Origin of the sequence: Dyadobacter sandarakinus (assembly GCF_016894445.1) — a bacterium.
Taxonomy (GTDB): Bacteria; Bacteroidota; Bacteroidia; order Cytophagales; family Spirosomataceae; genus Dyadobacter; species Dyadobacter sandarakinus.
The window spans coordinates 3,517,435-3,541,575 of record NZ_CP056775.1 but is presented as its reverse complement, the minus strand read 5'-3'; the positions used below and the strand labels follow the sequence as shown (position 1 = coordinate 3,541,575).

17 protein-coding genes and 1 tRNA gene are annotated in these 24,141 nt (G+C 50.6%); 9 read left to right on the top strand and 9 right to left on the bottom strand.

What is annotated here, in order from left to right; genetic code table 11:
* Both HWI92_RS14310 and HWI92_RS14305 read right to left on the bottom strand, forming a co-directional pair.
* Entirely contained in the window at nt 1-1,023 is a 1,023-nt protein-coding gene (locus HWI92_RS14310; RefSeq protein WP_204656276.1) for a hypothetical protein, read from the bottom strand.
* Nucleotides 1,024-1,135: 112 nt separating this feature from the next.
* Nucleotides 1,136-1,209: transfer RNA gene (locus HWI92_RS14305), tRNA-Ile, on the bottom strand.
* Between the two features lie 116 nt (nt 1,210-1,325).
* Between HWI92_RS14305 and HWI92_RS14300 the strand changes: the two genes are divergently transcribed.
* The 4 genes from HWI92_RS14300 (at nt 1,326) to lpxA (ending at nt 5,970) form a co-directional block, all read left to right on the top strand.
* Nucleotides 1,326-2,561: an HD domain-containing protein gene (locus HWI92_RS14300; protein ID WP_204664572.1), complete on the top strand. Its 1,236-nt coding sequence runs from the start codon at nt 1,326-1,328 to the stop codon at nt 2,559-2,561.
* Between the two features lie 82 nt (nt 2,562-2,643).
* Nucleotides 2,644-3,699, top strand: coding sequence for a UDP-3-O-(3-hydroxymyristoyl)glucosamine N-acyltransferase (gene lpxD / locus HWI92_RS14295; RefSeq protein ID WP_204656274.1), 1,056 nt, complete (start codon nt 2,644-2,646; stop codon nt 3,697-3,699).
* Nucleotides 3,700-3,772: 73 nt separating this feature from the next.
* Complete coding sequence (locus HWI92_RS14290; RefSeq protein WP_204656265.1) at nt 3,773-5,164, top strand: bifunctional UDP-3-O-[3-hydroxymyristoyl] N-acetylglucosamine deacetylase/3-hydroxyacyl-ACP dehydratase; 1,392 nt, start codon at nt 3,773-3,775, stop codon at nt 5,162-5,164.
* On the top strand, nt 5,161-5,970 hold the full coding sequence (gene lpxA, locus HWI92_RS14285) for an acyl-ACP--UDP-N-acetylglucosamine O-acyltransferase (RefSeq protein WP_204656263.1): 810 nt from the start codon (nt 5,161-5,163) through the stop codon (nt 5,968-5,970). Before HWI92_RS14290 ends, lpxA begins: the two co-directional genes overlap by 4 nt.
* 39 nt (nt 5,971-6,009) lie before the next feature.
* Here the strand turns inward: lpxA and HWI92_RS14280 are convergent, their stop codons facing one another.
* Both HWI92_RS14280 and tsaD read right to left on the bottom strand, forming a co-directional pair.
* Nucleotides 6,010-6,807 (bottom strand): MOSC domain-containing protein, encoded by a 798-nt coding sequence (locus HWI92_RS14280; protein ID WP_310589476.1) that lies wholly within the window; start codon nt 6,805-6,807, stop codon nt 6,010-6,012.
* Between the two features lies 1 nt (nt 6,808).
* On the bottom strand, nt 6,809-7,813 hold the full coding sequence (gene tsaD / locus HWI92_RS14275; protein ID WP_204656261.1) for a tRNA (adenosine(37)-N6)-threonylcarbamoyltransferase complex transferase subunit TsaD: 1,005 nt from the start codon (nt 7,811-7,813) through the stop codon (nt 6,809-6,811).
* Between the two features lie 68 nt (nt 7,814-7,881).
* Here tsaD and HWI92_RS14270 point away from each other — a divergent pair, with 68 nt between their 5' ends.
* Complete coding sequence (locus HWI92_RS14270; RefSeq protein ID WP_204656256.1) at nt 7,882-12,468, top strand: translocation/assembly module TamB domain-containing protein; 4,587 nt, start codon at nt 7,882-7,884, stop codon at nt 12,466-12,468.
* On the opposite strand, the gene HWI92_RS14265 is transcribed toward HWI92_RS14270, so the two are convergent.
* Both HWI92_RS14265 and HWI92_RS14260 read right to left on the bottom strand, forming a co-directional pair.
* Nucleotides 12,465-12,983, bottom strand: a complete 519-nt coding sequence (locus HWI92_RS14265) for an acyl-CoA thioesterase (RefSeq protein ID WP_204656251.1) — start codon at nt 12,981-12,983, stop codon at nt 12,465-12,467. The two genes, HWI92_RS14270 and HWI92_RS14265, sit on opposite strands and share 4 nt — an antisense overlap.
* Nucleotides 12,984-13,042: 59 nt before the next feature.
* Nucleotides 13,043-13,438 carry a hypothetical protein gene (locus tag HWI92_RS14260; protein ID WP_204656249.1) on the bottom strand — a complete coding sequence of 132 codons (396 nt, stop codon included), beginning with the start codon at nt 13,436-13,438 and terminating at the stop codon, nt 13,043-13,045.
* 188 nt (nt 13,439-13,626) lie between these two features.
* Between HWI92_RS14260 and HWI92_RS14255 the strand changes: the two genes are divergently transcribed.
* The 3 genes from HWI92_RS14255 to pafA (HWI92_RS14245) all read left to right on the top strand — a co-directional run bounded on the left by HWI92_RS14255 (nt 13,627) and on the right by pafA (HWI92_RS14245) (nt 19,951).
* Nucleotides 13,627-16,434: a M16 family metallopeptidase gene (locus HWI92_RS14255; protein WP_374757875.1), complete on the top strand. Its 2,808-nt coding sequence runs from the start codon at nt 13,627-13,629 to the stop codon at nt 16,432-16,434.
* Nucleotides 16,435-16,560: 126 nt separating this feature from the next.
* Nucleotides 16,561-18,234 (top strand): alkaline phosphatase PafA, encoded by a 1,674-nt coding sequence (gene pafA / locus HWI92_RS14250; protein ID WP_204656247.1) that lies wholly within the window; start codon nt 16,561-16,563, stop codon nt 18,232-18,234.
* A 103-nt stretch (nt 18,235-18,337) separates the two neighbouring features.
* Entirely contained in the window at nt 18,338-19,951 is a 1,614-nt protein-coding gene (pafA, locus tag HWI92_RS14245) for an alkaline phosphatase PafA (protein WP_204656244.1), read from the top strand.
* Nucleotides 19,952-19,955: 4 nt separating this feature from the next.
* Here pafA (HWI92_RS14245) and HWI92_RS14240 read toward each other — a convergent pair whose 3' ends face one another.
* The 3 genes from HWI92_RS14240 to HWI92_RS14230 form a co-directional block, all read right to left on the bottom strand.
* On the bottom strand, nt 19,956-20,390 hold the full coding sequence (locus tag HWI92_RS14240; RefSeq protein ID WP_204656242.1) for an NfeD family protein: 435 nt from the start codon (nt 20,388-20,390) through the stop codon (nt 19,956-19,958).
* 6 nt (nt 20,391-20,396) lie between these two features.
* On the bottom strand, nt 20,397-21,308 hold the full coding sequence (locus HWI92_RS14235; RefSeq protein WP_204656240.1) for an SPFH domain-containing protein: 912 nt from the start codon (nt 21,306-21,308) through the stop codon (nt 20,397-20,399).
* Between the two features lie 130 nt (nt 21,309-21,438).
* Nucleotides 21,439-22,602 carry an acyl-CoA dehydrogenase family protein gene (locus tag HWI92_RS14230; protein WP_204656239.1) on the bottom strand — a complete coding sequence of 388 codons (1,164 nt, stop codon included), beginning with the start codon at nt 22,600-22,602 and terminating at the stop codon, nt 21,439-21,441.
* Nucleotides 22,603-22,815: 213 nt separating this feature from the next.
* Between HWI92_RS14230 and HWI92_RS14225 the strand changes: the two genes are divergently transcribed.
* The gene (locus tag HWI92_RS14225; protein ID WP_204656237.1) at nt 22,816-24,132 is read left to right on the top strand and encodes a UDP-glucose dehydrogenase family protein; all 1,317 of its coding nucleotides are present in this window, start codon (nt 22,816-22,818) and stop codon (nt 24,130-24,132) included.
* Nucleotides 24,133-24,141: the final 9 nt, after the last annotated feature.

The following is a 24,141-nucleotide window of genomic DNA, read 5'->3' as shown; positions in this document are numbered from 1 at the left end:
TTATTTCCCGATCAGTCGTTTTGCAAACCCTACGCCGTGGATCAGCGTCAGCCATGCATTCCGCTTCCATTTGTCGAGCATCGTGGCACGGGCTACATAGCCTGTAAAACGGATCGGGCCGTAATTTTCTTCTATAAATTTTTCGGCATTGCGCTCGGCATTCCAGTAAATATCCGAGCTGGTATTGGCTTTGGTGCCGCTCCCCGTGCCGTCGAAAGGTGCGTGCGTGGTGTAATTTTCCAGGTGCAGGTGGCGGAAGGTATAGCCTTTCCGGTACATATCATGCGACCAGATTGTGGCCGTATCAATGCCTCCCCAGTTTCCTCCGTAGCATCCGATCTCACCGTGGGGAACGGTTTCTTTCCGGTACTTTTCCACGTCGATCATGGCGCAGTACTCATTGAGCCGGCACTCGGGCAGGATATGTACGCGACCATTCCGGATCACATCCAGCTGAATAGCCTGGCGGGGCGTGTCGTATGCTGCGGTGAGTTCAAGCAGCTCCTCTTTATCCGGTACATATTCTTCAAACTTGTACGAGTTGCAGCGATTGCCCCAGTCGGGACCGGCCGGACAACTCCAGCACTGTCCGATGGATCCTACGCCTGCCAGGCTTTCGGGTGACGCGGCAAACGTTTCCAGCATATCTCCGATCATATCGCCATGGTACAGCATATCATTGTGCATGATGCAGAGGTACTTTTTATCGGTAGTTTCCAATGCATACTGGTACATGATGCTCTGGCGCCAGCGGGTGTCCGTTTTGGCACGTTCCAGGTCTTTCACACCCAGGCCCAGGTGATGATACGGGTATTGTACCACCAGCCTTACATCCGGATCATTACGGAAATAGTCGATAATCTTGAAAATACCTGCGTAGTCATCATGAGGCTGCTTCCGCTCTCTGGACAGGTAAATTTTGTCAATATGCTGCCTGCTGTGCAGCATTAACGTCTTGATTGTTACAATTGCCTGGTAGGGTTTGCCGTAAAAAGCAATGCTCACATCGACCTTCTGACTCATCTTGAAAAACTGAAATGAATGGTACCGCAGTGCAGGGGTAAAGCTGCGCTTGCATAGCATTATAAAAATGAAAAGCACTCACATAGAAGTATGCAAGTGCTTTTGCTGCGTGTGGGCCCACCTGGAATCGAACCAGGCACCTACTGATTATGAGTCAGTTGCTCTAACCGAATGAGCTATAGGCCCGTCGCGGGATGCGAGTTTGGAGTGCAAAAATAGCTAAACACCGCAATTCTGCAAAGTTTAATCATAAGATTCCCTTCCTTTGTCCGTTGCTTGTGTATTACTTTGTCAAAAAGACCATCTTGAACAAAAGGAAGATCATAAATGATCCGGTGTACGGATTCATATCCATTGCTTCGGATTTGCTCTACGATCTGGTAGATCACCCTTATTTCCAGCGTCTCCGGCGCATCAAGCAGCTCGGTCTGGCCGAAGTTGTTTACCCCGGAGCACTCCATACCCGCTTTCATCATGCATTGGGCGCCATGCACCTCATGGGCCAGGCATTAACCACACTCAGGGAAAAAGGCCACACGATCAGCGACTATGAAATGGAGGCAGCCCAGGCCGCCATCCTCCTGCACGATCTCGGGCATGGCCCCTGCTCGCATGTGCTTGAAAGTGTCGTAATTCCGGGTGCGCCGCATGAGGCAGTCACCCTGGCAATGATGAAGGATCTCAACCGGCAGATGTCCGGCAAGCTGGGTATGGCTATCCAGATGTTTGAGGGTACTTACCCGCGGCGGTTTTTTCACCAGCTTATTTCAAGCCAGCTGGACATGGACCGTATGGATTACCTCAAACGCGACAGCTTTTATACCGGAGTGGTTGAAGGCTCCATCGGTACAGACCGGCTCATCAAGATGCTCGACATCAGCAATGACCAGCTGGTCGTGGAGGAAAAAGGGCTTTTGAGTATAGAAAATTTCCTGCATGCCCGCCGGCTGATGTACTGGCAGGTTTATTTACATAAAACATTACTGAGTGCCCAGGCCATGCTCACACGCATCCTGTACCGGGCCCGTGAGCTCAGTGAAGAAGGGGAGCAGCTGTTTGCGACACCCGACTTCGGCAGGTTTCTGGCCAACCGTTATTCGCTGGCGGACTTTGATTCGCAGCCGGATTTGCTGAATGCTTTCAACGGATTGGATGATAATGACGTATGGGCTTCTGTGAAAGGATGGAAAAAGCACCGCGATCCCGTATTGTCAGTCCTTTGTGAAATGCTGCTCAACCGGCGGCTTTTCAAGATCAGGTTTTATGATACGGTACCTGACGAGTCGGTGCTGGCCCCGATCCGGGAGCAGCTGAGAGAGTCGGGAGTACTGGACAGTGAGATGGACCATTTTCTGGTAACCGGGCAAACTACGAACTGGGCCTACGCCCGTGAGCAGGACCCGATTTGCGTAAAAATGAAGGACGGAAAACTGCTTGATATTACTGATGCATCGGACATTCCGACCATTGAAGCCCTGACCAAGATTGTACGCAAGTACTATGTATGTTGGGCTAAAAATGTATCTTTGCGTGGTTAGTCAGGATCCTGGCAAGGAGATTTCTTAATACATTATTGTAGTTTATATTCTAATAAACGTTACCCGAAATTAGCCGTAAAATATGAAATTTACTGTCAGCGAGATTGCTCAGATGCTTGATGGAACTGTTGTTGGGGATGACCAGATAATCATTAATTCGGCTGCTAAAATTGAAGAGGGGCGTCCGGGCTGTATTTCATTTTTGGCCAATAGTAAATACGAGAACTACATATATTCGACAAATTCATCTGCGGTAATTGTCAACAAGGATTTCACCCCAAAAAGAGAGATTGCCGCAACACTCATCTATGTTGAGAATGCTTATACCGCATTCACCATCCTGCTTGAAGCTTACCAGAAAAAAATGTCCGGCAGCAAGTCCGGTGTGGAGCAGCCCAGCTTTATAGGCGACAACAGCCTCACTGGTGAGGATTGCTACCGGGGTGCATTTTCATATATCGGTAAAAACTGCATGATCGGCGATGGTGTAAAAATCTATCCCAATGCTTACCTGGGCGATAATATTTCGGTTGGAGACAACTCGGTAATTCATCCGGGGGTTCGCATTTACGACAATACCATTATCGGTAAAAGCTGCGTGATATTTGCCAATACGGTTATTGGAAGCGATGGATTTGGTTTTGCCCCGCAAAGTGACGGTACTTACAAGGCCATTCCTCAAACCGGCAATGTGGTGATCGAGGATAATGTCAGCATTGGGGCCAACTGCTCGATTGACTGCGCTACCATGGGCTCCACCATTATCAGGGCCGGTGCCAAAATAGATAACCTTGTACAGATCGCGCATAATGTGGAGATTGGAAAAAATACCGTAATTGCAGCGCAGTCCGGAATTTCGGGTTCTACTACCATAGGCGAACAATGCGTGATTGCAGGACAGGTTGGTATTGTAGGACATATTTCAATCGCCAATAATACCAAAATAGGTGCTCAGTCAGGACTTGGGAAATCCATCAAAAAAGAGGGGCTTTCACTTTCCGGCTCGCCTGCCCGGGATCTCAACGAACACCTTCGGTCTATGGCGCTGGTACGTCGCCTGCCCGAAATGGAGGAGCGGCTGAGAGAACTGGAAAGCAAGGAAGTAGCCAGCGTGATTCATAAGGAAACTTACAAATAGACACCATCAGACCTGGGCGTTTTCAGCCAGCCCGGTCAACCCCGGCCCTTTTTAAAAGAAAAGGAAATTTATAATGAACGAAAAACAACAAACCATTTCTAAATCTGTATCCGTTACGGGAGTGGGTTTACATACTGGGGTTGTGGCCACAATGACATTTGTGCCTGCACCAGCCAATCACGGGTACAAATTTCAGCGCGTTGACTTACCGGATATGCCCATCGTGGATGCAGACGTCGACAATGTGGTCGACCTGTCGCGTGGGACAACCATCGAACAAAACGGAGCAAGGATCCATACCGTGGAACACACGCTCGCTGCCCTCGTTGGCTTGCAGATCGACAACGTCCTGATTCAGCTCGACGGTCCCGAGCCGCCCATTATGGACGGAAGCTCCGTCAAGTTTGTGGATGCGCTGCTGGATGCGGGTATTGAGGAGCAGAATGCCTACCGCAATTACTTCGAAGTACCCGAGTACGTTCATTATAAAAACAAAGAAAAAGATACCGAGCTGGTAGCCCTGCCTTTGTCCGATTACCGGCTTACGGTTATGGTAGACTATAATTCCAGCGTGATCAGCAGCCAGCATGCCTCTTTGAACGACATCACCCTTTTCAAGGACGATATAGCAGCTTGCCGTACTTTCGTGTTTTTGCACGAGCTGGAAGCACTTTACAAGCAAAACCTGATCAAAGGCGGTGACCTTACCAATGCCATCGTGATTGTGGACCGTGAGGTACAGGACGGGGAACTTGATCATCTTTCGCAGCTGCTCAACAAGCCGAGGGTTAGTGTTGATAAAACCAAAGGCATACTGAATAACGTTGACCTGCATTATTCCAATGAAATGGCCAGGCACAAGCTGCTGGACCTGATTGGTGACCTGGCCCTGATCGGCCGTCCCATTAAGGCGCAGATCCTCGCCGCGCGCCCCGGCCATGCTGCCAATGTAGCGTTGGCTAAAAAAATAAAGAAGCTTATCAAGTCCGGAAAAGGCGATATTCCGCAATACGATCCGCAAAAAGCGCCCGTTTTCGATATAAACCAGATCGGCCAGCTCCTGGCACACCGGTATCCTTTCCAGATGATCGACAAGATCATTGCATTGGATGAGAACAGTGTGGTTGGCGTAAAAAATGTGACAATCAACGAGCAGTTTTTCCTGGGGCATTTTCCCGGAAACCCTGTAATGCCGGGTGTATTACAGCTGGAAGCGATGGCTCAGACGGGCGGTATCCTGGTACTGACCAGTGTTCCGGATCCGGATAATTACTGGCCATATCTGATCGGGATTGATGCCTGCCGGTTCAGGCGGAATGTATTTCCTGGAGATACAGTAATTTTTAAATGCGAATTCACGTCTCCGATGAAGAGAGGGATCGTAAAAATGAGTGGCCGCGGATATGTAGCCGGGCAACTTGTGTGTGAAGCGGACATGATAGCAAGCCTGGTAAAGAAAAAATGAGTTACTCCTTAGCATATGTCCATTCTGATGCCAAAATCGGTCAGAATGTTGAAATAGAGCCTTTTGCGATGATCCACAAGGATGTTGAAATCGGGGAGGGGACCTGGATAGGATCTCACGCCGTAATCAATTCCGGTGCGAGAATAGGAAAGAATTGCAAGATCTACCCGGGTGCAGTAGTTTCTGCAACACCGCAGGATCTGAAATACAATAATGAGTATACCTTCACCATCATCGGCGATAATACGACGGTTCGCGAGTACGCTACCATCAGCCGGGGTACCGAGGAACATTGGAAAACCGTGGTCGGTTCCGACTGCCTGATCATGGCCTATGCGCATGTGGCCCATGATTGCCGGGTAGGAAGCAACTGCATTATCGGCAACAATGTACAAATGGCCGGGCACGTGCATGTAGGTGACTGGGCGATTGTAAGTGCACTGAGCGCAGTTCACCAGTTTGTAAAAATCGGTGCACATGCCTTTGTATCAGGAGCATCGCTCGTACGCAAGGATGTGCCTCCGTTTACCAAAGCTGCCCGTGAACCCATCTCCTACGTAGGTATCAACTCGGTAGGACTGCGGAGAAGAGGGTATACCAATGAAAAAATTGTTGAAATCCAGAATGTGTACCGCTATATCTATATGAAAGGCCTCAACAATGCCGAAGCCTTGCAGAAGATTGAGCTGGAACTGCCGCCTTCCAATGAGCGGGATATCATCGTCAACTTTGTCCGCAACTCTGAGCGGGGCATCATGAAAAGCCCGTTTCAGACAACCGGCTCCTCCGAAACAGAAGCATCATAACCAGCAAAAAGGCCCGCTACGGGCCTTTTTTGTTTTCTTTCAGGATAAAGTCACGGGATCTCCAATCCGGATTAAGCCCGGGTTGCTGAGAACAAAGTCCTGCCCGAATATGACTTTCTTGTCCATACGCCGGTAAGTAGCCAGTGTTTTTAATGGTTCCGTACCTTTTTCGGCTGTCTGTGGGTCAATGGTTGTGAGTACACAGCGCGCGCAGGGTTTCACACGCTGAAATCTGACATCACCTATTGAAATATAAGTCCATGCATCCTCGGCATATGGATCAGCGCCCGTCACTACAAGATTTGGACGGAAGCGGCGCATTGTTACCGGATCAGCCAGCCGGGCATTCAGATCGTCCAGGGAAGCTTGTGAAATGAGGTGGTAGGGGAAACCATCCGCAAAACTTACATTCTCACCATACTGTGCATAACGCGGATCAGCCTTGCGCTCGGTGGACTCCGGCATTACAACAAGTCTGACTTTTTTGCCAAGCTGCCGTGTCAGCCACTCGTCGGCTTCGCGGGTGACTGTCACTGCTTCCGCTATGTCGTCCCACACTTTTACATGGAGCAACTCGCCGGTGACTGGTTCCCGTGGTACGAGCACTTCATCTCCCTCATGGTGGCGGTGAAAAATCCTGAGTCCCGCATCCTGGATTTCGACGCCGATCAGGGCCATTTTGTTCAGGACACGCTGGGTGACAAACACATTTTCCTCATCCACCACCATCCAGCGCCTGTCATCCTGCAGGCCTCTTTCCTCTGTGTGTGCTTCCCGCAGGCTGATTCCTCCGAGTGATTTGACAGGGTAAATCCATATTTCCGAAAGTGTCATCATATCAGCTGTGGAACTCCATTCTGGCCAGCGGACTGGCTGTCTGGTCCGTAAAGTCGTTTGCTAAATATTTAAAATGCGCTGCCATGGCGATCATGGCGGCATTGTCTGTACAATACTCGAAAGCAGGGATATAAACCTGCCAGCCCAGCTGACTTCCCAATTCGGTCAGCGATTTCCTTAAACCCGAATTTGCCGAAACGCCACCGGCGATGGCAATTTCCTTGATCCCGGTCTCTCGGGATGCCCTTTTCAGTTTTTTAAGTAAAATGTCGATTAAGGTAAACTGAATGCTCGCACAGATATCATCCAGATTTTCATGTATAAAATCAGGGTTTTCACGCACCCTTTTCTGCAGGAAATATAAAAATGAAGTTTTAATCCCGCTGAAAGAGAAGTCCAGGCCGGGCATCTCGGGCAATGGAAACGGATAGGCCTGAGGGTTTCCCGCAGCGGCATGCTTATCAATCAGCGGACCGCCGGGGTAGGGCAGGTCAAGCAGTTTTGCAGTTTTATCAAAAGCTTCACCCACAGCATCATCCCGGGTTTCACCGATGATTTCCATCTGCAAAGGTCCGTTCACCTTCACTATCTGCGTATGTCCGCCGCTGACCGTAAGGCACAAAAACGGGAACTGCGGCCTGGGGTCGTCGATAAAATGGGCAAGTACATGCGCCTGCATATGGTGCACGGCAATCAGGGGAATACCCAGTCCCAGCGCCATGGATTTGGCAAAGGAGCTTCCGACGAGCAATGCGCCCAGCAAGCCCGGACCTTGGGTAAATGCAATGGCATCGAGGTCAATTTTTCCTACCTTTGCGTCAGTAAGCGCTTTATCGACAACGGGAACGATGTGCTGCTGGTGTGCACGCGAAGCCAGCTCGGGAACGACACCTCCGTATTGGGTGTGAATGAGTTGGGTAGCTACAACATTGGAGCAGATTTTCCCGTTAGTGATTACGGCTGCAGAGGTTTCGTCACAGGACGATTCAATTGCGAGAATGTTCATACCATTGAATATATCGCTAAATTAAGCATTAACAATAAGATAAGCGGTGTCCTGCTGCGAAGCTGTATATGTTAAAATTTCTGAAGGCGTTTGGCAATGGTCTGGTTGTTGTTATCATCTTCGCGCTGCTTGCGCTGGGAATTGCGACCATTGCTCTTCAGCTTCCTTCGGTACAAACCTGGGCAGTGCGCTATGCCACCAGCAGCATTTCTGAAAAGCTGCATTACCCCATATCCATCGGAAAGGTCAACATCAAGTGGTTTGATGTGGTATCCCTCGAAAATGTTTCTGTAAAGGATTCCAGCCGCAAAGACCTCATTGATGTAGGACGCATTGACGTTAACCTCAACGTTCGCAACATCATGGAAAACGCGTCCAGGGAGATTTACCTGGACGAAGTGAATGTATATCAGCCCAATGTGAAGCTGGCCATCGTGCCCGAAACTGGCTACCTCAATATTGATGGCTTTATCGAAAGCATTAACCGGCTCACCGCACCTGCCACGCCCCGCCCCAAAGACGCTCCCGAAAACAATACGCCTTTTATCATCGGCCGCTCGAAAGTGATCGACGGGACATTCAGCTATGACGATCCTCGCAAACCCCATGACCGGCGCAAGCGGGTATTTGATTACTCCCATTTTCAGCTGACAAACCTGAACGGGGAGTTGAAAGATTTCCTTGTGCAGGGTGATACCATTGCTTTTCAGGCCCGGAACCTGCGTACCACAGACCGGCAGACAGGACTGGCCATGCGTGACCTTGATACGCGTTTTTTGTTTTGTCAGAAAAAAATGGAGCTCAAAGAGCTGGATGCGCAGGTGGGCAGCTCGCATTTGAAAGATGAAATCATATTCAACTATAACCGCTCCGGTGAGCTGGGTGATTTCAATCACAAAATACTCATGCAGGGGCACCTGGTGGGTAGCCGGGTAAGTGCGGAAGACCTCGGCCTCTTCTCAGAGTACATCGACGCCCTGCATGAAACCTGGTACGTGTCGGGTAACTTTTACGGAAAAGTTGACGATTTTACACTTTCTGCCATGAACCTGCGCTTTGGGCAGGGCAGTACCCTGGCCGGCTCGGTGGCCTTTAAGGGACTGCCTGAGATGGAGGGCGTACAAATGGATATCCATCTGGCCCATACACAGGTACAGCCTGCTGACCTTGTTCAGTACTATCCTGAATGGGATCAGCATGACAACCTGAAAAAGTTTGGTACTACTACCATGGACGGTTCATTTAAGGGTACACTGGAAGATTTTACAGTGAATGCACAGGCTGGTACAAAGCTCGGGCAGCTGGGCGGTGACCTGGTTTTTCATATTGCAGATTCCCGCTCAACAACGTATTCAGGCAAGGTAAAAACCATTGCATTGGACCTGGGAACGCTGCTTGATCAGAAAGATACCTGGCAGAAACTTGATTTTGACGGCGAAATTCACGGGAAGGGACTCGAAATCCAGTATGCTTCCACCGACATGAATGCCCTGGTAAGCCGGGTGGGTTTCCGTAATTATGAATACAGGAACATCCGGCTGAAAGGAAACCTGCAGAACCAGTACTTCAATGGACAGGTAAGTGCCAGAGACAGTAACCTGCTCGCCAGCCTGGAAGGGGAGTTTGACCTTACCGGGGTACGCAATGCATTTGATGTGCAGGGAGTAATTGAAAGAGCCAATCTGCAGGAACTGGGATTAACCGCAGACCCGATAACGCTGCGTACCCAGCTCAATATCAATGTAAACGGCAACAGTATCGACGAGCTTACCGGCGACGCCCGGCTGTTGAATACGTATCTTTTAATGACCAGCAAAGAACGCAACCTGGTGATTGATACGCTCGTATTTTCATCCACTCAAAATGAAAACTTGCGCAGCCTTCGCGTTGAAAGTGAGTTCCTGACCGCCAGGGCCGAAGGTCCGTTTCTGCCTACCCGGGCCTGGGCAGATATCACCAGCGTGCTGGATGAGTACAAGCTGTATTTTTTTGAAAATGCCGCCAGCAGGGCTGAGTACTATGCCCGAAAGCCGCTCCGCCCTGTTCAGGACAGGTACCAGATCGATTATGAAGTGGAAACACGTAACCTGGCCAGGTTCCTGGCCTTCCTGAATCCTGATATCCATGTTTCCAAAGGTGCGCGGGCGGAGGGTTTTTTCAAAATGGACAACACGGCTTTTCTTACACTCAGCGCTTCGGCTGATACGCTGCGGTATGGTAAAAACCAGTTTGTGAAATCTGACCTGGATGTCACCACCTCCAAGTTCGTCAACAGTGCGGAGGTACTGGCCTCGGTGCTGGTGACCTCGCAGCAGCAGCAGATCAGCGCGCTGGTCCCTACCGAGAAGCTTGAAATGGAAGGTACCTGGGATGTAGATCACATTGATTTCAATGGCGCTATGCATCAGGTAAAAAGTACCAATATGGCCAATCTCGCGGGGGAAATCCGGTTTTTGCCCGCTGGTTTCGATGTCAGCTTTAAAAATTCGCGTCTGAACCTGCTGGATGAAGAATGGACTGTACCTTCCGAAAGCCTGATTTCCTTTGCAGGCAGCAGCATTACGTTCTCGAACATGGGCCTGGTGAGTGGCAAGCAGCGCATATCGCTCAATGGTACCGCCTCCGAGGATGCCGACAAAACGTTGATGATCGACGTGAAAAACTTTGGCCTTGGCAGTCTTAACCCTGTCCTGAATACCCAGCTTGCGGGGATCATGGACGGCTCGGCCCGGATCAAAAATGTATACCACGACCTAATCCTGGATGTTGCGTTCAATGTGGAAAGTCTGGGTTATGCAAGCTACGAATTCGGCAACCTGGCAGGTACGGGCGATTGGGACCAGTTTTCGAAAGAGTTGCAGATTGATGCGCAGCTTAACAAGAATGCGCGTCGGGTGTTTCTGCTGACAGGTGCTTACCGGCCGCAACTAGCCGAAAACACGCTCAATCTCCGTGCGGTGTTCAACTACATTGATTTCAAGGCCCTTGAACCATTTGCCGAAGGCCTGATCTCGGACGTGAGCGGCACAGCGAACGGAACCGTACAGATCAAAGGTATGCTGACTGCCCCGGTTCTGGAAGGCTCACTGATGGTGGATAAAGGCCGTATGAAGTTCGATTACCTGCAATCGGTTTTTACATTTAGTGACAAGATCAACTTTACCGAAAGTGAGATTACTGTAAACAATATTATCGTCACGGATGCTGACGGAAATACAGCGACGGTCCGGGGTGGGGTTTTTCATGACGGGTTCAAATATTTCTCACTTGGGTTTAATGCAGACCTGCATAATTTCAAAATCCTTAATACCGTCGGTAAAGACAACACGATGTTTTATGGTACGGCCTACGTGACCGGGCCTGTGGCCGTGTACGGGCCGATTGACAACATGAGCATTGAGGCTAATGTGACGAGTAATAAAGGCACACGCATTTACATTCCGCTGGATGGTGCCACCGAGGTTGTAACCCAGGATTACATTCAATTTGTCAGCAAGCTTCCGGCAGATAGCGCTGGTGCGCAGCTGGCTGACTCCGTCGCACGCAGCCAGCTGTCGGGCGGAATCAAAATGGACTTTAACTTCAACCTGACCCCGGACGCAACCTGCGAAATCATCTTTGACCGCCAGACAGGTGATATTCTGCGTGGGAATGGCAGCGGCCGGCTCAACCTGAACATTGATACCAAAGGGGACTTTACCATGGCAGGAACCTACGAGATCGAGCGGGGGGAGTATAATTTTACATTGCAAAATGTTATCAACAAAAAGTTCAGCATCAAGCCCGGCAGCCGCATTATCTGGTCGGGCGACCCTTACGGGGCTCAGCTGGACGTAAAGGCAGGATACACCCAAATGGTTTCCCTGCTTGGGGTACTGCCCAGCACAAGTACCTCCGGAGGCGCAGGCGACGCACTTTCCCGGAGGTATCCGGTTGAAGTTACCATCGGACTATCCAATGGACTGATGTCGCCCACGATCCGGTACGACCTGAAAATTCTCGACAACCCGTCACTTAGTGCGTACCGCGGCCAGCTCGAAGCATTCCAGAACAAGCTGAAATCCGATGAGCAGGAGCTTAGCCGGCAGGTGAGCAGCCTGCTGGTAGTCAACCAGCTTCTGCCCGAAACGAGTCTTGCCGGTCAAACGAACCAGAACTTCCTCGGAAGCAGCATCAGTGAGCTGGTGTCCAACCAAATAAGCCGGTGGGCTTCGGGGATTAATGAAAACCTGGAAGTGGGCGTTTCGGGCCTTTCTCTGGACCAGAATGCATTGAATAACCTGCAACTGCGCTTTTCCTACCGGTTTCTCAACGATCGCTTCCGGGTAACCCGTGATGGGCGGTTTACGTCGGGCGCACAAAACGGGGTTGTGCAGTACAATGCGGCAACATTGCTCGGGGAATGGACATTGGAATACTGGCTGAACAACTCGGGCTCGGTGCGGGTCAAAGCGTATAACCGTAACGTACAAAACCCTTTTTCCCTCAATACAGCTACTACGGGCGGGGTCAGCATGCAGTTTACCCACAGCTTCAACCGCTTGCTGCCCATTCAGAAACCGGAACTCAAAGTTCCGTATGTAGTCCCGGCCGACTCTGTGCGGCAGGATACCACGGCCAATAAAATGCTGTCGGAAAAGAAAGACTCCCGCTAGTTGCTGATCAGGCTGTTTTTCACGGTTCTAATGCGTTCGTTGAAGTCGAGGCTGGCGAAGTCCAGCCCCTGAACGCAGGTAGCTGCCAGGTACTTCATCACTTCTTCCGGGTGGGGCACGCGCTTGCCGGTGTCTACGCTCACATGTTTGGAAATGCTCCAGAGCAGTGATTTCAGTTCTGTACGCCGGTCGTTGGTCATGAAATACTCTGTCACCATCGTATCCGCGTCAAAATGGATAACCCGGCTTGTGATGCGTACCCACTCGCTGATCAGCGCCGGTCTTACGTAGGCAATCTGGTGCTGGTACACCACCCAGCTCGTCCGGAGCTCACGGTACATGGCTTCGTAGCTGAAACCATAGAGCTTTGAAACCTGGTCTTCGCGTGCATTAAAGAAGTATTCAAAGTACTTGAAGTTATTCAGATGCATCAGCGGGTCGCAATCCTGAAAGCGAATAATGACCCGCGATTCGGATTCTACCGGCAAATCGGACAGGTCGGCCTTGAAGAACATGGAGAGCAGCTTTTGGTGAGTTTTTTACGAAAATAAAGATACCCGCCTGAAATTAAAAGCTACTCGCCCCGGTAGCGTACCGCCAGGCCGCTCAGCATATAGCCTTCTTTTTTTACGCTTGTAAAATATTTGTAACGCACGTGAATGATTGCGTCTGCACCAATTTTCTGTGCTTTCATGACCAGCCGGGCGGTAAGCAGTTCTTTGGTTTTGGCATCATTCCCCCGGTACATCATCCTTTTGTCCTGCGTCTGATCAGCCGTGAGTGAGTCTTCACTGCTGATTTCAACAATCCCGATTTCGGAGTAGGGCCGCTCCGGCTCCTGGTTTTCGTACAGAACCTCGATCGGATAGCGCGTATTGGTGGATATGGGAATGCCCGACCCGGCACAGCCGGCAACTACGAAGGCAACAAATGCTGACAGGGAAATACTTACAGATTTACAGAGTGTCATTACAGAACAGGTCATTTATACTAAGTACGTCGGGGCGGCCTTTTTTATGGCAAAATGAAGGTATTAATATTTACCTTCAGAAAAAACGCGCAGCTGCCCGCTTTCCTGTACCGTTTGTCATCAATAGATTGGTAAATGGAAGAAACTGCACTATTTTCAAAAATCTTAAATCAAACCATTACACCTATATGGTCATGAAATTTATCAGAATGAACAGGCTGCTGGGCAGCGGTATGCGGGGGCTTTTGCTGGCATCGGTCCTGAGTATACCTGCCTGGGCGCAGGATCTGCCCAAAGGAGTGAAAAAGATCACCTCCGTAGAAGGAATTACCGAGTACACCCTTGAAAACGGATTGAAAGTGCTGATGTTCCCGGATCCTTCCAAGCCTACGATCACAGTCAATGTGACCTACCTCGTGGGCTCGCGGCATGAAGGTTACGGTGAAACCGGGATGGCGCATTTGCTGGAACACCTTGTATTCAAGGGTACGCCCAAGCACCCCAACATCCCACAGGAACTTACCGAGCACGGCGCCAGGCCCAATGGTACCACGTGGTACGACCGGACTAACTATTTTGAGACCTTCTCGGCCACGGAGGACAACCTGAAATGGGCGCTGGATCTGGAATCGGACCGGATGGTTAATTCCAATATTGCGAAAAAAGATCTGGACAGCGAGTTCAGTGTTGTGCGGAATGAGTTCGAATCCGGTGAAAACAGCCCGTTTCGTGTGCTGATGGAGCGTGTGATCTCGGGGGCATTCCTCTGGCATAATTACGGGAAGTCTACCATCGGCAACCGGTCTGATATCGAGCGCGTGCCCATCGACAACCTGCAGGGTTTTTACAGGAAATTTTACCAGCCTGATAATGCCGTACTGACGGTAGCCGGGAAAATAGACGAGTCCAAAACGCTGGCGATGGTGAATGAATATTTTGGCAAGATCCCAAAACCTACGCGCGTACTGCCTACCTCCTATACCGTGGAGCCGACCCAGGACGGGGAGCGTTTTGTGGAGCTGAAAAGGACGGGTGACGTGCAGATGCTTATGGCTGCTTACCACATCATGCCCGGCTCGCACCCTGATTATCCTGCTATGGAAGTGCTCACCGAGCTGCTTACTGCCGAACCAAACGGAAGACTTTACAAGAATCTGGTTAATACCAAGAAAGCCTCATCGGAATTTGGATTCAGCTTCCAGCTTTATGATCCGGGTATTGTACTTTTCGGGGCTGAAATCCTGAAAGAAAATTCCCTGGAAGAAGCCAGAAAAGCATTTGTGGCTACACTGGACTCCTCAGCAGTACTGAAACCTACTGCGGAAGATGTGGAACGTGCCAAAACGACCCTCCTTAAAAACTGGGACCTCGAATTCAGAAATTCCGAAAGGGTGGGACTGAGCATCAGCGAGTCTATTGCTACCGGGGACTGGCGGCTCGCTTTCCTGTTCCGTGACAACATCCGCAAGGTTACACCCGACGACGTGTTCAGGGTTGCACAATATTATTTCAAGCCATCCAACCGGACACTCGGTACATTCGTGCCGGAACCAAACCCCGTGCGTACCGAAATTCCTGCCGCACCCGATGTGGCCTCATTGGTAAAGGATTACAAAGGCGAGGCAGTAGTGGCCGAAGGGGAAGCATTTGACCCGTCACCCGCCAACGTAGAAAGCCGCACCAGCCGCATTGAAAAGGCAAATACCATTGAAACCGCGCTGCTGCCTAAAAAGACGCGCGGCAACGTGGTGGCAGCACGCATTACGCTTCGTTACGGGGATGAAAAAAGCCTGATGAACAAGGCTACGATCTCCGACCTGACAGGCTCCATGCTGGACAGAGGCACCAAAAACAAGACTCGGCAACAGCTTAAAGATGAGTTTGACAAGCTCAAAGCACGGGTTAGCTTTTTTGGAGCGGGCAACCAGGCCGGTGCCAGCATTGAAACCACCCGTGAAAACCTGCCGGCGGTACTCAAACTGGTAGCCGAGGTGCTGAAAACACCGTCTTTCGATGAAGGCGAGTTTGAAAAACTGAAGCAGGAAGAACTGGCAGGTATTGAGTCACAGCGGAGCGAGCCGCAGGCTATTGCATTCAACCAGTACCGCCGCATTGTTACGCCTTATCCCAAGAGCGATGTGCGCTATGTAGGTACGTTTGATGAGGATGTTGCCAGCATCAAGGCTACCACCATCGACCAGATCAGGCAGTTTCACAAGGATTTCTATGGGGCTAATAATGCATCTGCGAGTGTAGTGGGTGATTTTGACAAAGCAGAAATCCAGAAATTACTCAACGATGCATTTGCAACCTGGAAAAGTGAAAAACCTTTTACCCGCATTGCCTCGCCCTACCTGGCTGTAAAAGCAGAAAACAAGGCAATTGAAACACCAGACAAGGCCAATGCCATGTTTGTGGCGGGAATGGCCATGCCTTTGCAGGATACTGATCCCGATTATCCGGCCCTGATTATGGCCAACTATATGCTGGGCGGTGGTTTCCTCAACTCACGCCTGGCTACGCGCATCAGGCAGAAGGATGGACTGAGCTACGGGGTCGGTTCCCAGTTTTCGGCCAGCTCGCTGGATAAAAACGGGACTTTCATGTCGTATGCCATTTATGCACCTCAGAATGCAGAGAAGCTGGAAGCTGCTTTCAAAGAGGAGATCGAGCGGGTAGCGAAGGAGGGTTTTACGGCTGACGAGCTTAAAGCAGCCAAGTCGGGGTACCTGCAATCGCGCCAGGTGGCTCGCTCGCAGGATGCTTCGCTCACCAATACGCTGACCAATAACCTCTACCTCAACCGTACCATGCAGTGGGACGCCGATTTTGAGAAAAAGATAGAGGCACTGACGCCTGAGCAGATCAAGGCGGCCTATGCCCGGCACATCGACTTCAATAAGCTTACCATTGTTAAGGCAGGTGATTTTTCAAAAGCAAAAAAGACCCCGGTGGAAGGAGCTCCGGCTCCGCTGGGCGGCAGCGAGAAGAAGTAACCGCAAGCGACAGTTGGGAAAACCGGGGGCATTTTGCTTCCGGTTTTCTGCTTTTAAACGTAGTACATCTTTATCTTTGCCCTGTATTCCAAGTGAATTCCTGTCTGCGTATTAATTCCTGCCCCCATGAAACTGGTATCTAAACTGATTGTAAGCGGCGTACTTGCCGGCGTGCTCGCTGGTCCGCTGAGCTTTGGACAAGTCAAAACCAAAAGTAATATTACCCCTTCAACACTCGCCCGGCCCAAGCTGGTTGTAGGTATGGTGGTGGACCAGATGCGCTACGACTACCTTTACCGGTATTATGATAAATACAAAGAAGGCGGCCTCAAACGCCTGATGAACGAAGGTTTCAATTGCAGGAACAATCACTATCACTACGCACTCACTGTCACTGCTGCGGGTCATTCGGCGGTTTACACGGGTTCTATGCCGGCCATCAATGGGATTGTCGGAAACGACTGGTATGATGCTGCCAAGGGACGGAATGTATATTGCACGGACGACAGTACGGTGGCTACGGTGGGCAGCAGTAATGTGACAGTGGGTAAAATGTCGCCCAGGAACCTCCTTGTAAGTACCGTCACCGACCAGCTTCGCATTGCTACCAACTTCCGCTCCAAGACGGTGGGCGTAGCGATCAAAGACCGGGCGTCGATACTGCCGGCCGGGCATGCGGCCAGTGGCGCGTACTGGTTTGACTCGCGTACCGGCAACTTTGTGACCAGTACCTACTATATGCCGGCACTTCCGGGCTGGGCAACCGATTTCAACAACCGCAAACTTGCGGCTGAATATGCGCGCACCGGCTGGACAACCCAATTGCCCATTGAACAATATATCCAAAGCTCACCCGATGACGTAGCCTGGGAAGGTAAGCTTGCCGGGCAGCCCAAGCCCACATTCCCGCATGATCTTACCGGAAATTCGGGAGACGCATTCGGGCCGATGACAACCTCGCCCTGGGGCAATACGCTGACAAAGGAAATGGCGATTGCAGCGATCCGGGGAGAGAACCTGGGCAAAGGAAAGGATACCGATTTTCTGGCAGTAAGTTTTTCCTCCCCCGACCGCATCGGGCATACTTTCGGGCCCAATTCAGTGGAGCAGGAGGACGATTATATCCGGCTGGACCGGGAATTTGCAGATATGCTCAACTTTCTGGATACCTGGGTAGGAAAGGGTAATTACACCGTCTTTCTTACTGCCGATCATGGCGCAATGGATGTACCGGCATTCTGGCAGGAACACAAACTTCCCGCCGGCCTGATGAATGCGGCTACCCTCACACGTACCATTGTGAATGCACTGAATGCTGCATTCGGGGAGGCAAAATATGTGGCAGCATTTGAGAATTACCAGCTGTACTTTGATAAAGCACTGCTGGCAGAAAAGAAAGTTACCGTAGCGCAGGCATGTGCGGTGGTTCGCACTGCTTTGCTCGCTACCGAGGGCATTGCCGATGTGATAGACCTTACCAACATCAACAATGCGCCGTTGAACACCTATCAGCTCGAACTTTACAAAAACAACATCAATGCCAAACGCAGCGGGGATGTGCAGGTGATCGTGCAGCCAGGGTGGTTTGCATCATCGCTGGCCACCGGTACCGACCATGGTACGCCTTATAATTATGACACCCATGTGCCGTTTTTGCTGTATGGTTGGGGTGTAAACAAAGGTGAAACACTGAGGCGTACCACCATCGCCGACATTGCGCCCACCATTTCTGCCTTGCTGCACATTCTTCCGCCCAGCGGCAGCGTGGGCAATCCCGTGGAAGAGGCAATCAAAAAGTAATTATCTGTCCCAGTGGTGGTTTGACACCTGCCATCCTTATTTATTTTTTTTACCAAAATCCTGAACCGTGAACAAATTAACCTGCCTGGCTTTATGCCTTTTCATGTCCGCTGCATTACACGCACAAACAAAAAAAGCAGCTCCTGCTCCTGCGCTTGCCCGCCCCAAACTGGTGGTTGGGATTGTGGTGGATCAGATGCGGTACGATTACCTTTACCGCTACTATGACCAGTATGGAGAGGGTGGGTTCAAGAGAATGATGAATGAGGGTTTTAACTGCCGCAATAACCATTACAGCTATGCACTAACCGTGACCGCGGCAGGTCATGCAAGTGTTTATACAGGATCAGTACCGGCTATCAATGGGATTGTAGGCAACGAATGGTATGATCCCATTGCAAAACAAGGCGTGTACTGCGTGGAAGACAGCACCGTGCGAACGGTTGGAAGCAATAACAGCAGTGTGGGCAAAATGTCACCCCGGAACCTGCTTACGACTACGGTTACCGATCAGCTTCGTATTGCAACCAATTTCCGCTCCAAGACGGTTGGTGTTGCGATCAAGGACCGCGGCTCCATTTTACCCGCAGGGCATGCTGCCAATGCCGCCTACTGGTTTGATTCCAAAACGGGCAACTGGGTGACCAGCACCTACTACATGGATGACCTGCCTCAATGGATGAAGGATTACAATGCCAAGAAAAAGCCTTCGGAGTACCTGACAAAAGGCTGGCAGCTGCTGCTGACCGCGGATGCCTACACCCAGAGCTCGCCGGACGATGTGGCTTGGGAAGGCAAGCTGCCGGGCTCTTCCAAAGCAGTATTTCCGTACGAGCTGGCCGGTCTGGCCGGGGATGCATTCGGGGTAGTGACCGAGACGCCCTGGGGCAATACCATCACCAAAGAAGCAGCGATTGAAGCTGTAAAAGGCGAAAAGCTGGGTAAAGGAGCAGATACAGATTTCCTGGCAATCAGCTTTTCATCTACTGACAAAATCGGTCACCGCTCCGGCCCGAACTCCGTAGAGCAGCAGGACGACTTCCTGAAACTGGACCGCGAACTGGCTGAGCTTTTCACTTTCCTGGATGGTTATGTGGGCAAAGGCGCTTACACGGTTTTCCTGACTGCGGATCATGGGGTTGTGGACGTGCCGGGCTTTGCGGCTGAGCACAAGCTGCCCTCAGGCATTGCCGACCGGAAAGCACTTAACTCTGCTGTGCAGGAGGCAATCAAGTCAGAATTTGGGGATGGAAAGTTTATTGTCAGCTCCGAAAATAACCAGTTATACCTGGATCATGACTTGTTGAAGAGCAAAAAGATCAGCGTGGATGCATTTACAGCCGTGGTCAGGAAAGCTGCATTGAAAGTTCCTGGTGTAGCCGATGTGATTAACCTTACAGATATGGGAAAGGCTCCTTTAAACACCTACCAGCTCGAACTGTACAAAAACAACGTGAATGCCAAACGCAGCGGTGACATCCAGGTGATTACACAGCCAGGCTGGTTTTACGGCACTGCTACGGGTACTTCGCATGGTACGCCCAATAACTATGATACCCAGGTGCCTTTTGTCATTTTTGGATGGGGAATCAACAAAGGAGAGACCCTGCGCCGGACTTCGGTGTCGGACATTGCGCCTACGGTTGCTGCATTGCTGCATATTCTGCCGGGTAGTGGGAATGTGGGCAATGCAGTGGAAGAAGCTTTGAGAAAATAGCTTTTCAGGATTCTTCAACAATCAGTACAATGCCGTCTGTGCGGGTAATTACGACTTTGCTGCCGGCTATAATGGGGGTGTGGTGTACGGAGACAGCTTTCCACTCCGCACCCCTGTAATATATTTTTCCTTCCCCGTTATTGGGAATGTCTTTGATCACCAGGGCCGTTTCGCCCACAAATTCCCGGTATCCGGGTGCTTCTTTTTTTTCCATCAGCGAGCGTGCGTGCTTGCGCAGCGCGATCAGCGATACCAGGGAAATGGCTGAAAACGCAAGGATCTGACTTTCAAAACTTGGCAACAGCCCCAATGCTGCCAACAGGGATGTGAGCAACGCTCCGATTGCAAAAAACACGAATACCAGCAACACACTGGCCAGCTCGGCAACAAGCATGACCAATCCTACAATGAGCCAGATCTGGGGCAATGTCAATTCCATACTATCTTATTTCTTCTGTTCTGATTTTACAACGGTCAGCGCAGTGGCAATGAGTGAGCCTATGTCAGCAAGGTTGGCGGGAATGATCAGCGTATTGCCGGCTTTCGCCAGCTTACCAAACTGATCCACGTAATTTTCAGCCACTTTCAGCTGCACGGCCTCCACACCGCCATCCGTGCGGATAGCCTGGGCAACCAGCCGGATGCTTTCCGCGGTAGCTTCTGCCACCGAGCGCAGCGCAGCAGCTTCACCTTCCGCCTCATTGATCTGCCGCAGGCGCAGTCCTTCCGATTCAAGTACCACCTTTTGCTTCTGACCTTCGGCTACATTAATGGCCGCCTGCTTTTCACCATCCGATTGCAGGATGACAGCCCGTCGCTCACGCTCTGCCTGCATCTGTTTTTCCATGGCGTTGAGCACAGTTTGGGGAGGCGTAATGTTCTTGATTTCGTAGCGCAGTACTTTCACGCCCCAGCCCGTGGCAGCCTCGTCGATGGCCTCCACCACTGCCCGGTTAATGGTCATACGTTCTTCAAAAGTCTTGTCCAGATCGAGCTTGCCGATCTCGCTCCGCATGGTGGTTTGTGCCAGCTGGATCACCGCAAAAGTATAGTCCGCAATGCCGTAGGCAGCTTTTTTTGCATCAATAACCTGGATAAATATAACGCCGTCCATTCTCACCTGCACATTATCCCGGGTAATACATATCTGCTCAGGAATGTCTACCGCCGATTCTTTCAGCGTGTATTTGTAGGCAATGCGATCAAAAAACGGAATGATAAAGTTGATACCGGGTTGCAGCACAGCATAAAACTTGCCAAGTCTTTCGAGTATGTAGGCGGTTTGCTGTGGTACAACCTTGACGGTCATTAATATCGTTAAAACAACAAGGACAAGCAGTACTATGAGTGGAGTCATTGCGTAGTCAGGTTTGATGGTCTGTTGCGAAAGTATGGATTACCCGCCTGTTGTCCTATTCATCTGGGGTGAGTGAAACGAAAATCCGACTACCGGTCTTTGTGCGGGATAAATGGGCACTGACCCGTTATTATTTCAATATTTCTTTTGAAATAACCATTTTCTGGATTTCGCTGGTCCCTTCTCCTATGGTACAAAGCTTGGCATCGCGGTAAAACTTCTCCACAGGATAGTCTTTTACAAACCCGTAGCCGCCGAAAATCTGCACAGCCTCATTCGCAACTTTCACGGCTGTTTCGGATGCATGATACTTGGCCGTCGAGCTCGCCAGCGTCACGGACTGTCCTGCATCTTTCAGGTCGGCGGCGTGGTAGGTAAGCAGGGAGGCTGCCTGAATGTCGGTGTACATGTCTGCCAGCTTGAATGCAATCGCCTGAAAGTCGCAGATCGCCTTCCCGAACTGCTTTCGCTCTTTGGAGTAGGAGAGGGCTGCCTCGTAGGCTCCGAGCGCCGTACCTACACTGAGCGCAGCAATGGAAATGCGGCCTCCGTCCAGTATTTTCAACGATTGGACAAACCCTTCACCCACTTCTCCCAAGCGCTGGGCATCGGATATCCTGCAATCCTGGAAAAGCAGCTCTACGGTTTCGGACCCGCGCATACCCAGCTTATCTTCCTTTCGCCCGGCCGAGAATCCCGCCGTACCTTTTTCGATGATAAATGCGGTAGCCCCGTGCTTGTCGCCCGGCTCACCAGTACGGGTAATTACCACAGCTACGTCGCCGCTTTTACCATTGGTGATAAAGTTCTTTGACCCATTGATGATCCAGCCGTCATGATCCCTTACCGCTACGGTTGCCATATTGCCTGCGTCCGATCCTGTGTTGGGCTCCGTGAGGCCCCACGCACCCAGCCACTCCCCGGAGGCAAGTTGGGGCAGGTAGGTCCTTTTTTGTTCGTCATTACCAAATTTGAGGATATGATTGGTACAAAGCGAATTGTGCGCTGCCATCGAAAGTCCGGCAGAAGGATCGGTTTTGGAAAGTTCGATGATGGCGGTAACGTACTCGCGGTAACCTAGGCCAGCCCCGCCGTATTCCTCGGGTACCAGCATACCCATCACACCCAGTTCACCCAGACTGCGGAACAGGTCGATAGGGATCTGCTGATCCTCGTCCCACTGACGGACATGCGGCCGGATCCTGACAGCGGCAAAATCCCTGATACTTTCCTGAATGAGCCGGCAGGTCTCCGTCCGCTCATTTTCAATGAAACCCGGTTTTGCTATGTCCATAAATGCTGATTGTTATATTTGTGAAAATCAATGTATCAGGAATATAGTGAAATTTGACACCGGGCAATGAACAAATAAATGCTTCTACTTTGAGATTCACCTAAAAAAATTACTTTTGCAGCTACCCTCAAAGGTTTTTTACTTACATATGTACAATTCCTGATCCTTCACGATTTTTGCGCTGTAACAACTATCTTCTAATCACTATATTTTATGAAAATTGCAGTTGTAGGAACGGGATACGTAGGCCTGGTGACGGGTACCTGCTTTGCTGAAACAGGCAACCAGGTAACTTGTGTAGATATTGATGTCAGAAAGGTAGAACGTCTTCAGGGCGGAGACATACCTATTTACGAACCCGGCCTGGATGTTCTGTTTCACAGGAACGTCGAAGAGGGCCGCCTGCTGTTTACGACCAACCTGGCCGAAGGGATCAAAGATGCGGAAGTGATCTTCCTGGCACTGCCTACACCTCCGGGTGAGGATGGTTCGGCCGATCTGAAATATATTCTCAAAGTAGCGGATGACCTCGGTCCCATTCTCGACAGCTATGCCGTGATTGTGGACAAAAGTACGGTGCCTGTGGGAACTGCTGAGAAAGTGAGCACGGCCATCGCCAAAAACGCGAAAGTAGATTTTGATGTCGTGTCTAACCCCGAGTTCCTGCGGGAAGGTGTAGCCGTGGAAGATTTTATGAAGCCCGACCGTGTGGTGGTGGGTACTACCTCCGAAAAGGCGAAAAAGGTCATGGAGAAGCTGTATGCTCCGCTTGTAAGGCAGGGTAACCCGGTTATTTTCATGGACGAACGTTCAGCGGAAATGACCAAATATGCTGCAAACTCCTTCCTGGCCATGAAGATCACCTTCATGAACGAAATCGCAAATCTTTGTGAGAAAGTAGGAGCCAATGTGGATGATATCCGCCGCGGGATCGGTACTGACAGCCGCATCGGCAAGCGTTTCCTGTTTGCAGGGATCGGGTATGGAGGAAGCTGCTTTCCGAAGGATGTTCAGGCACTTGCAAAAACGTCCCGTGATTTTGACTACGATTTCCGGATCCTGAAATCAGTGATGGATGTCAATGATGATCAGAAGAAGAAGTTGCTGCCTGCGGTCAGCAATTATTTTAACGGAGACCTGAAAGACAAGACGATTGCGGTATGGGGCCTTGCTTTCAAACCTTATACGGATGATATCCGTGAAGCTCCTGCATTGGAAAACATTGAAGAACTGCTTGCCGCGGGAGCCAAGGTGGTGGCCTACGATCCTGAGGCAATGTCAAATGTCAAGAAAATACTGGGTGATCGGATCACTTTTGCACATACAGCCTATGCTGCGCTGGACGATGCCGATGCGCTGATGATCTTTACGGAGTGGCCCCAGTTCCGCACACCGGAATTTGAGAAAATTGGCCGATTGCTGAAAAACAAGGTAATTTTTGACGGAAGAAACCTGTATGAGCTTGATCAGGTGAAGGAGCTTGGCTATACCTATTTCAGTATCGGGCGTGAGACGGTTGTTCCGGCCTAAACAAACCTG

Excerpts from the sequence above, each read along its gene's own strand:
- HWI92_RS14310 (WP_204656276.1), bottom strand. The coding sequence starts at position 1,023 with ATGAGTCAGAAGGTCGATGTGAGCATTGCTTTTTACGGCAAACCCTAC.
- lpxD (WP_204656274.1), top strand. The coding sequence starts at position 2,644 with ATGAAATTTACTGTCAGCGAGATTGCTCAGATGCTTGATGGAACTGTT.
- HWI92_RS14290 (WP_204656265.1), top strand. The coding sequence starts at position 3,773 with ATGAACGAAAAACAACAAACCATTTCTAAATCTGTATCCGTTACGGGA.
- lpxA (WP_204656263.1), top strand. The coding sequence starts at position 5,161 with ATGAGTTACTCCTTAGCATATGTCCATTCTGATGCCAAAATCGGTCAG.
- HWI92_RS14280 (WP_310589476.1), bottom strand. The coding sequence starts at position 6,807 with ATGATGACACTTTCGGAAATATGGATTTACCCTGTCAAATCACTCGGA.
- tsaD (WP_204656261.1), bottom strand. The coding sequence starts at position 7,813 with ATGAACATTCTCGCAATTGAATCGTCCTGTGACGAAACCTCTGCAGCC.
- HWI92_RS14270 (WP_204656256.1), top strand. The coding sequence starts at position 7,882 with ATGTTAAAATTTCTGAAGGCGTTTGGCAATGGTCTGGTTGTTGTTATC.
- HWI92_RS14265 (WP_204656251.1), bottom strand. The coding sequence starts at position 12,983 with ATGTTCTTCAAGGCCGACCTGTCCGATTTGCCGGTAGAATCCGAATCG.
- HWI92_RS14260 (WP_204656249.1), bottom strand. The coding sequence starts at position 13,438 with ATGACACTCTGTAAATCTGTAAGTATTTCCCTGTCAGCATTTGTTGCC.
- HWI92_RS14255 (WP_374757875.1), top strand. The coding sequence starts at position 13,627 with ATGGTCATGAAATTTATCAGAATGAACAGGCTGCTGGGCAGCGGTATG.
- pafA (WP_204656247.1), top strand. The coding sequence starts at position 16,561 with ATGAAACTGGTATCTAAACTGATTGTAAGCGGCGTACTTGCCGGCGTG.
- pafA (WP_204656244.1), top strand. The coding sequence starts at position 18,338 with ATGTCCGCTGCATTACACGCACAAACAAAAAAAGCAGCTCCTGCTCCT.
- HWI92_RS14240 (WP_204656242.1), bottom strand. The coding sequence starts at position 20,390 with ATGGAATTGACATTGCCCCAGATCTGGCTCATTGTAGGATTGGTCATG.
- HWI92_RS14235 (WP_204656240.1), bottom strand. The coding sequence starts at position 21,308 with ATGACTCCACTCATAGTACTGCTTGTCCTTGTTGTTTTAACGATATTA.
- HWI92_RS14230 (WP_204656239.1), bottom strand. The coding sequence starts at position 22,602 with ATGGACATAGCAAAACCGGGTTTCATTGAAAATGAGCGGACGGAGACC.
- HWI92_RS14225 (WP_204656237.1), top strand. The coding sequence starts at position 22,816 with ATGAAAATTGCAGTTGTAGGAACGGGATACGTAGGCCTGGTGACGGGT.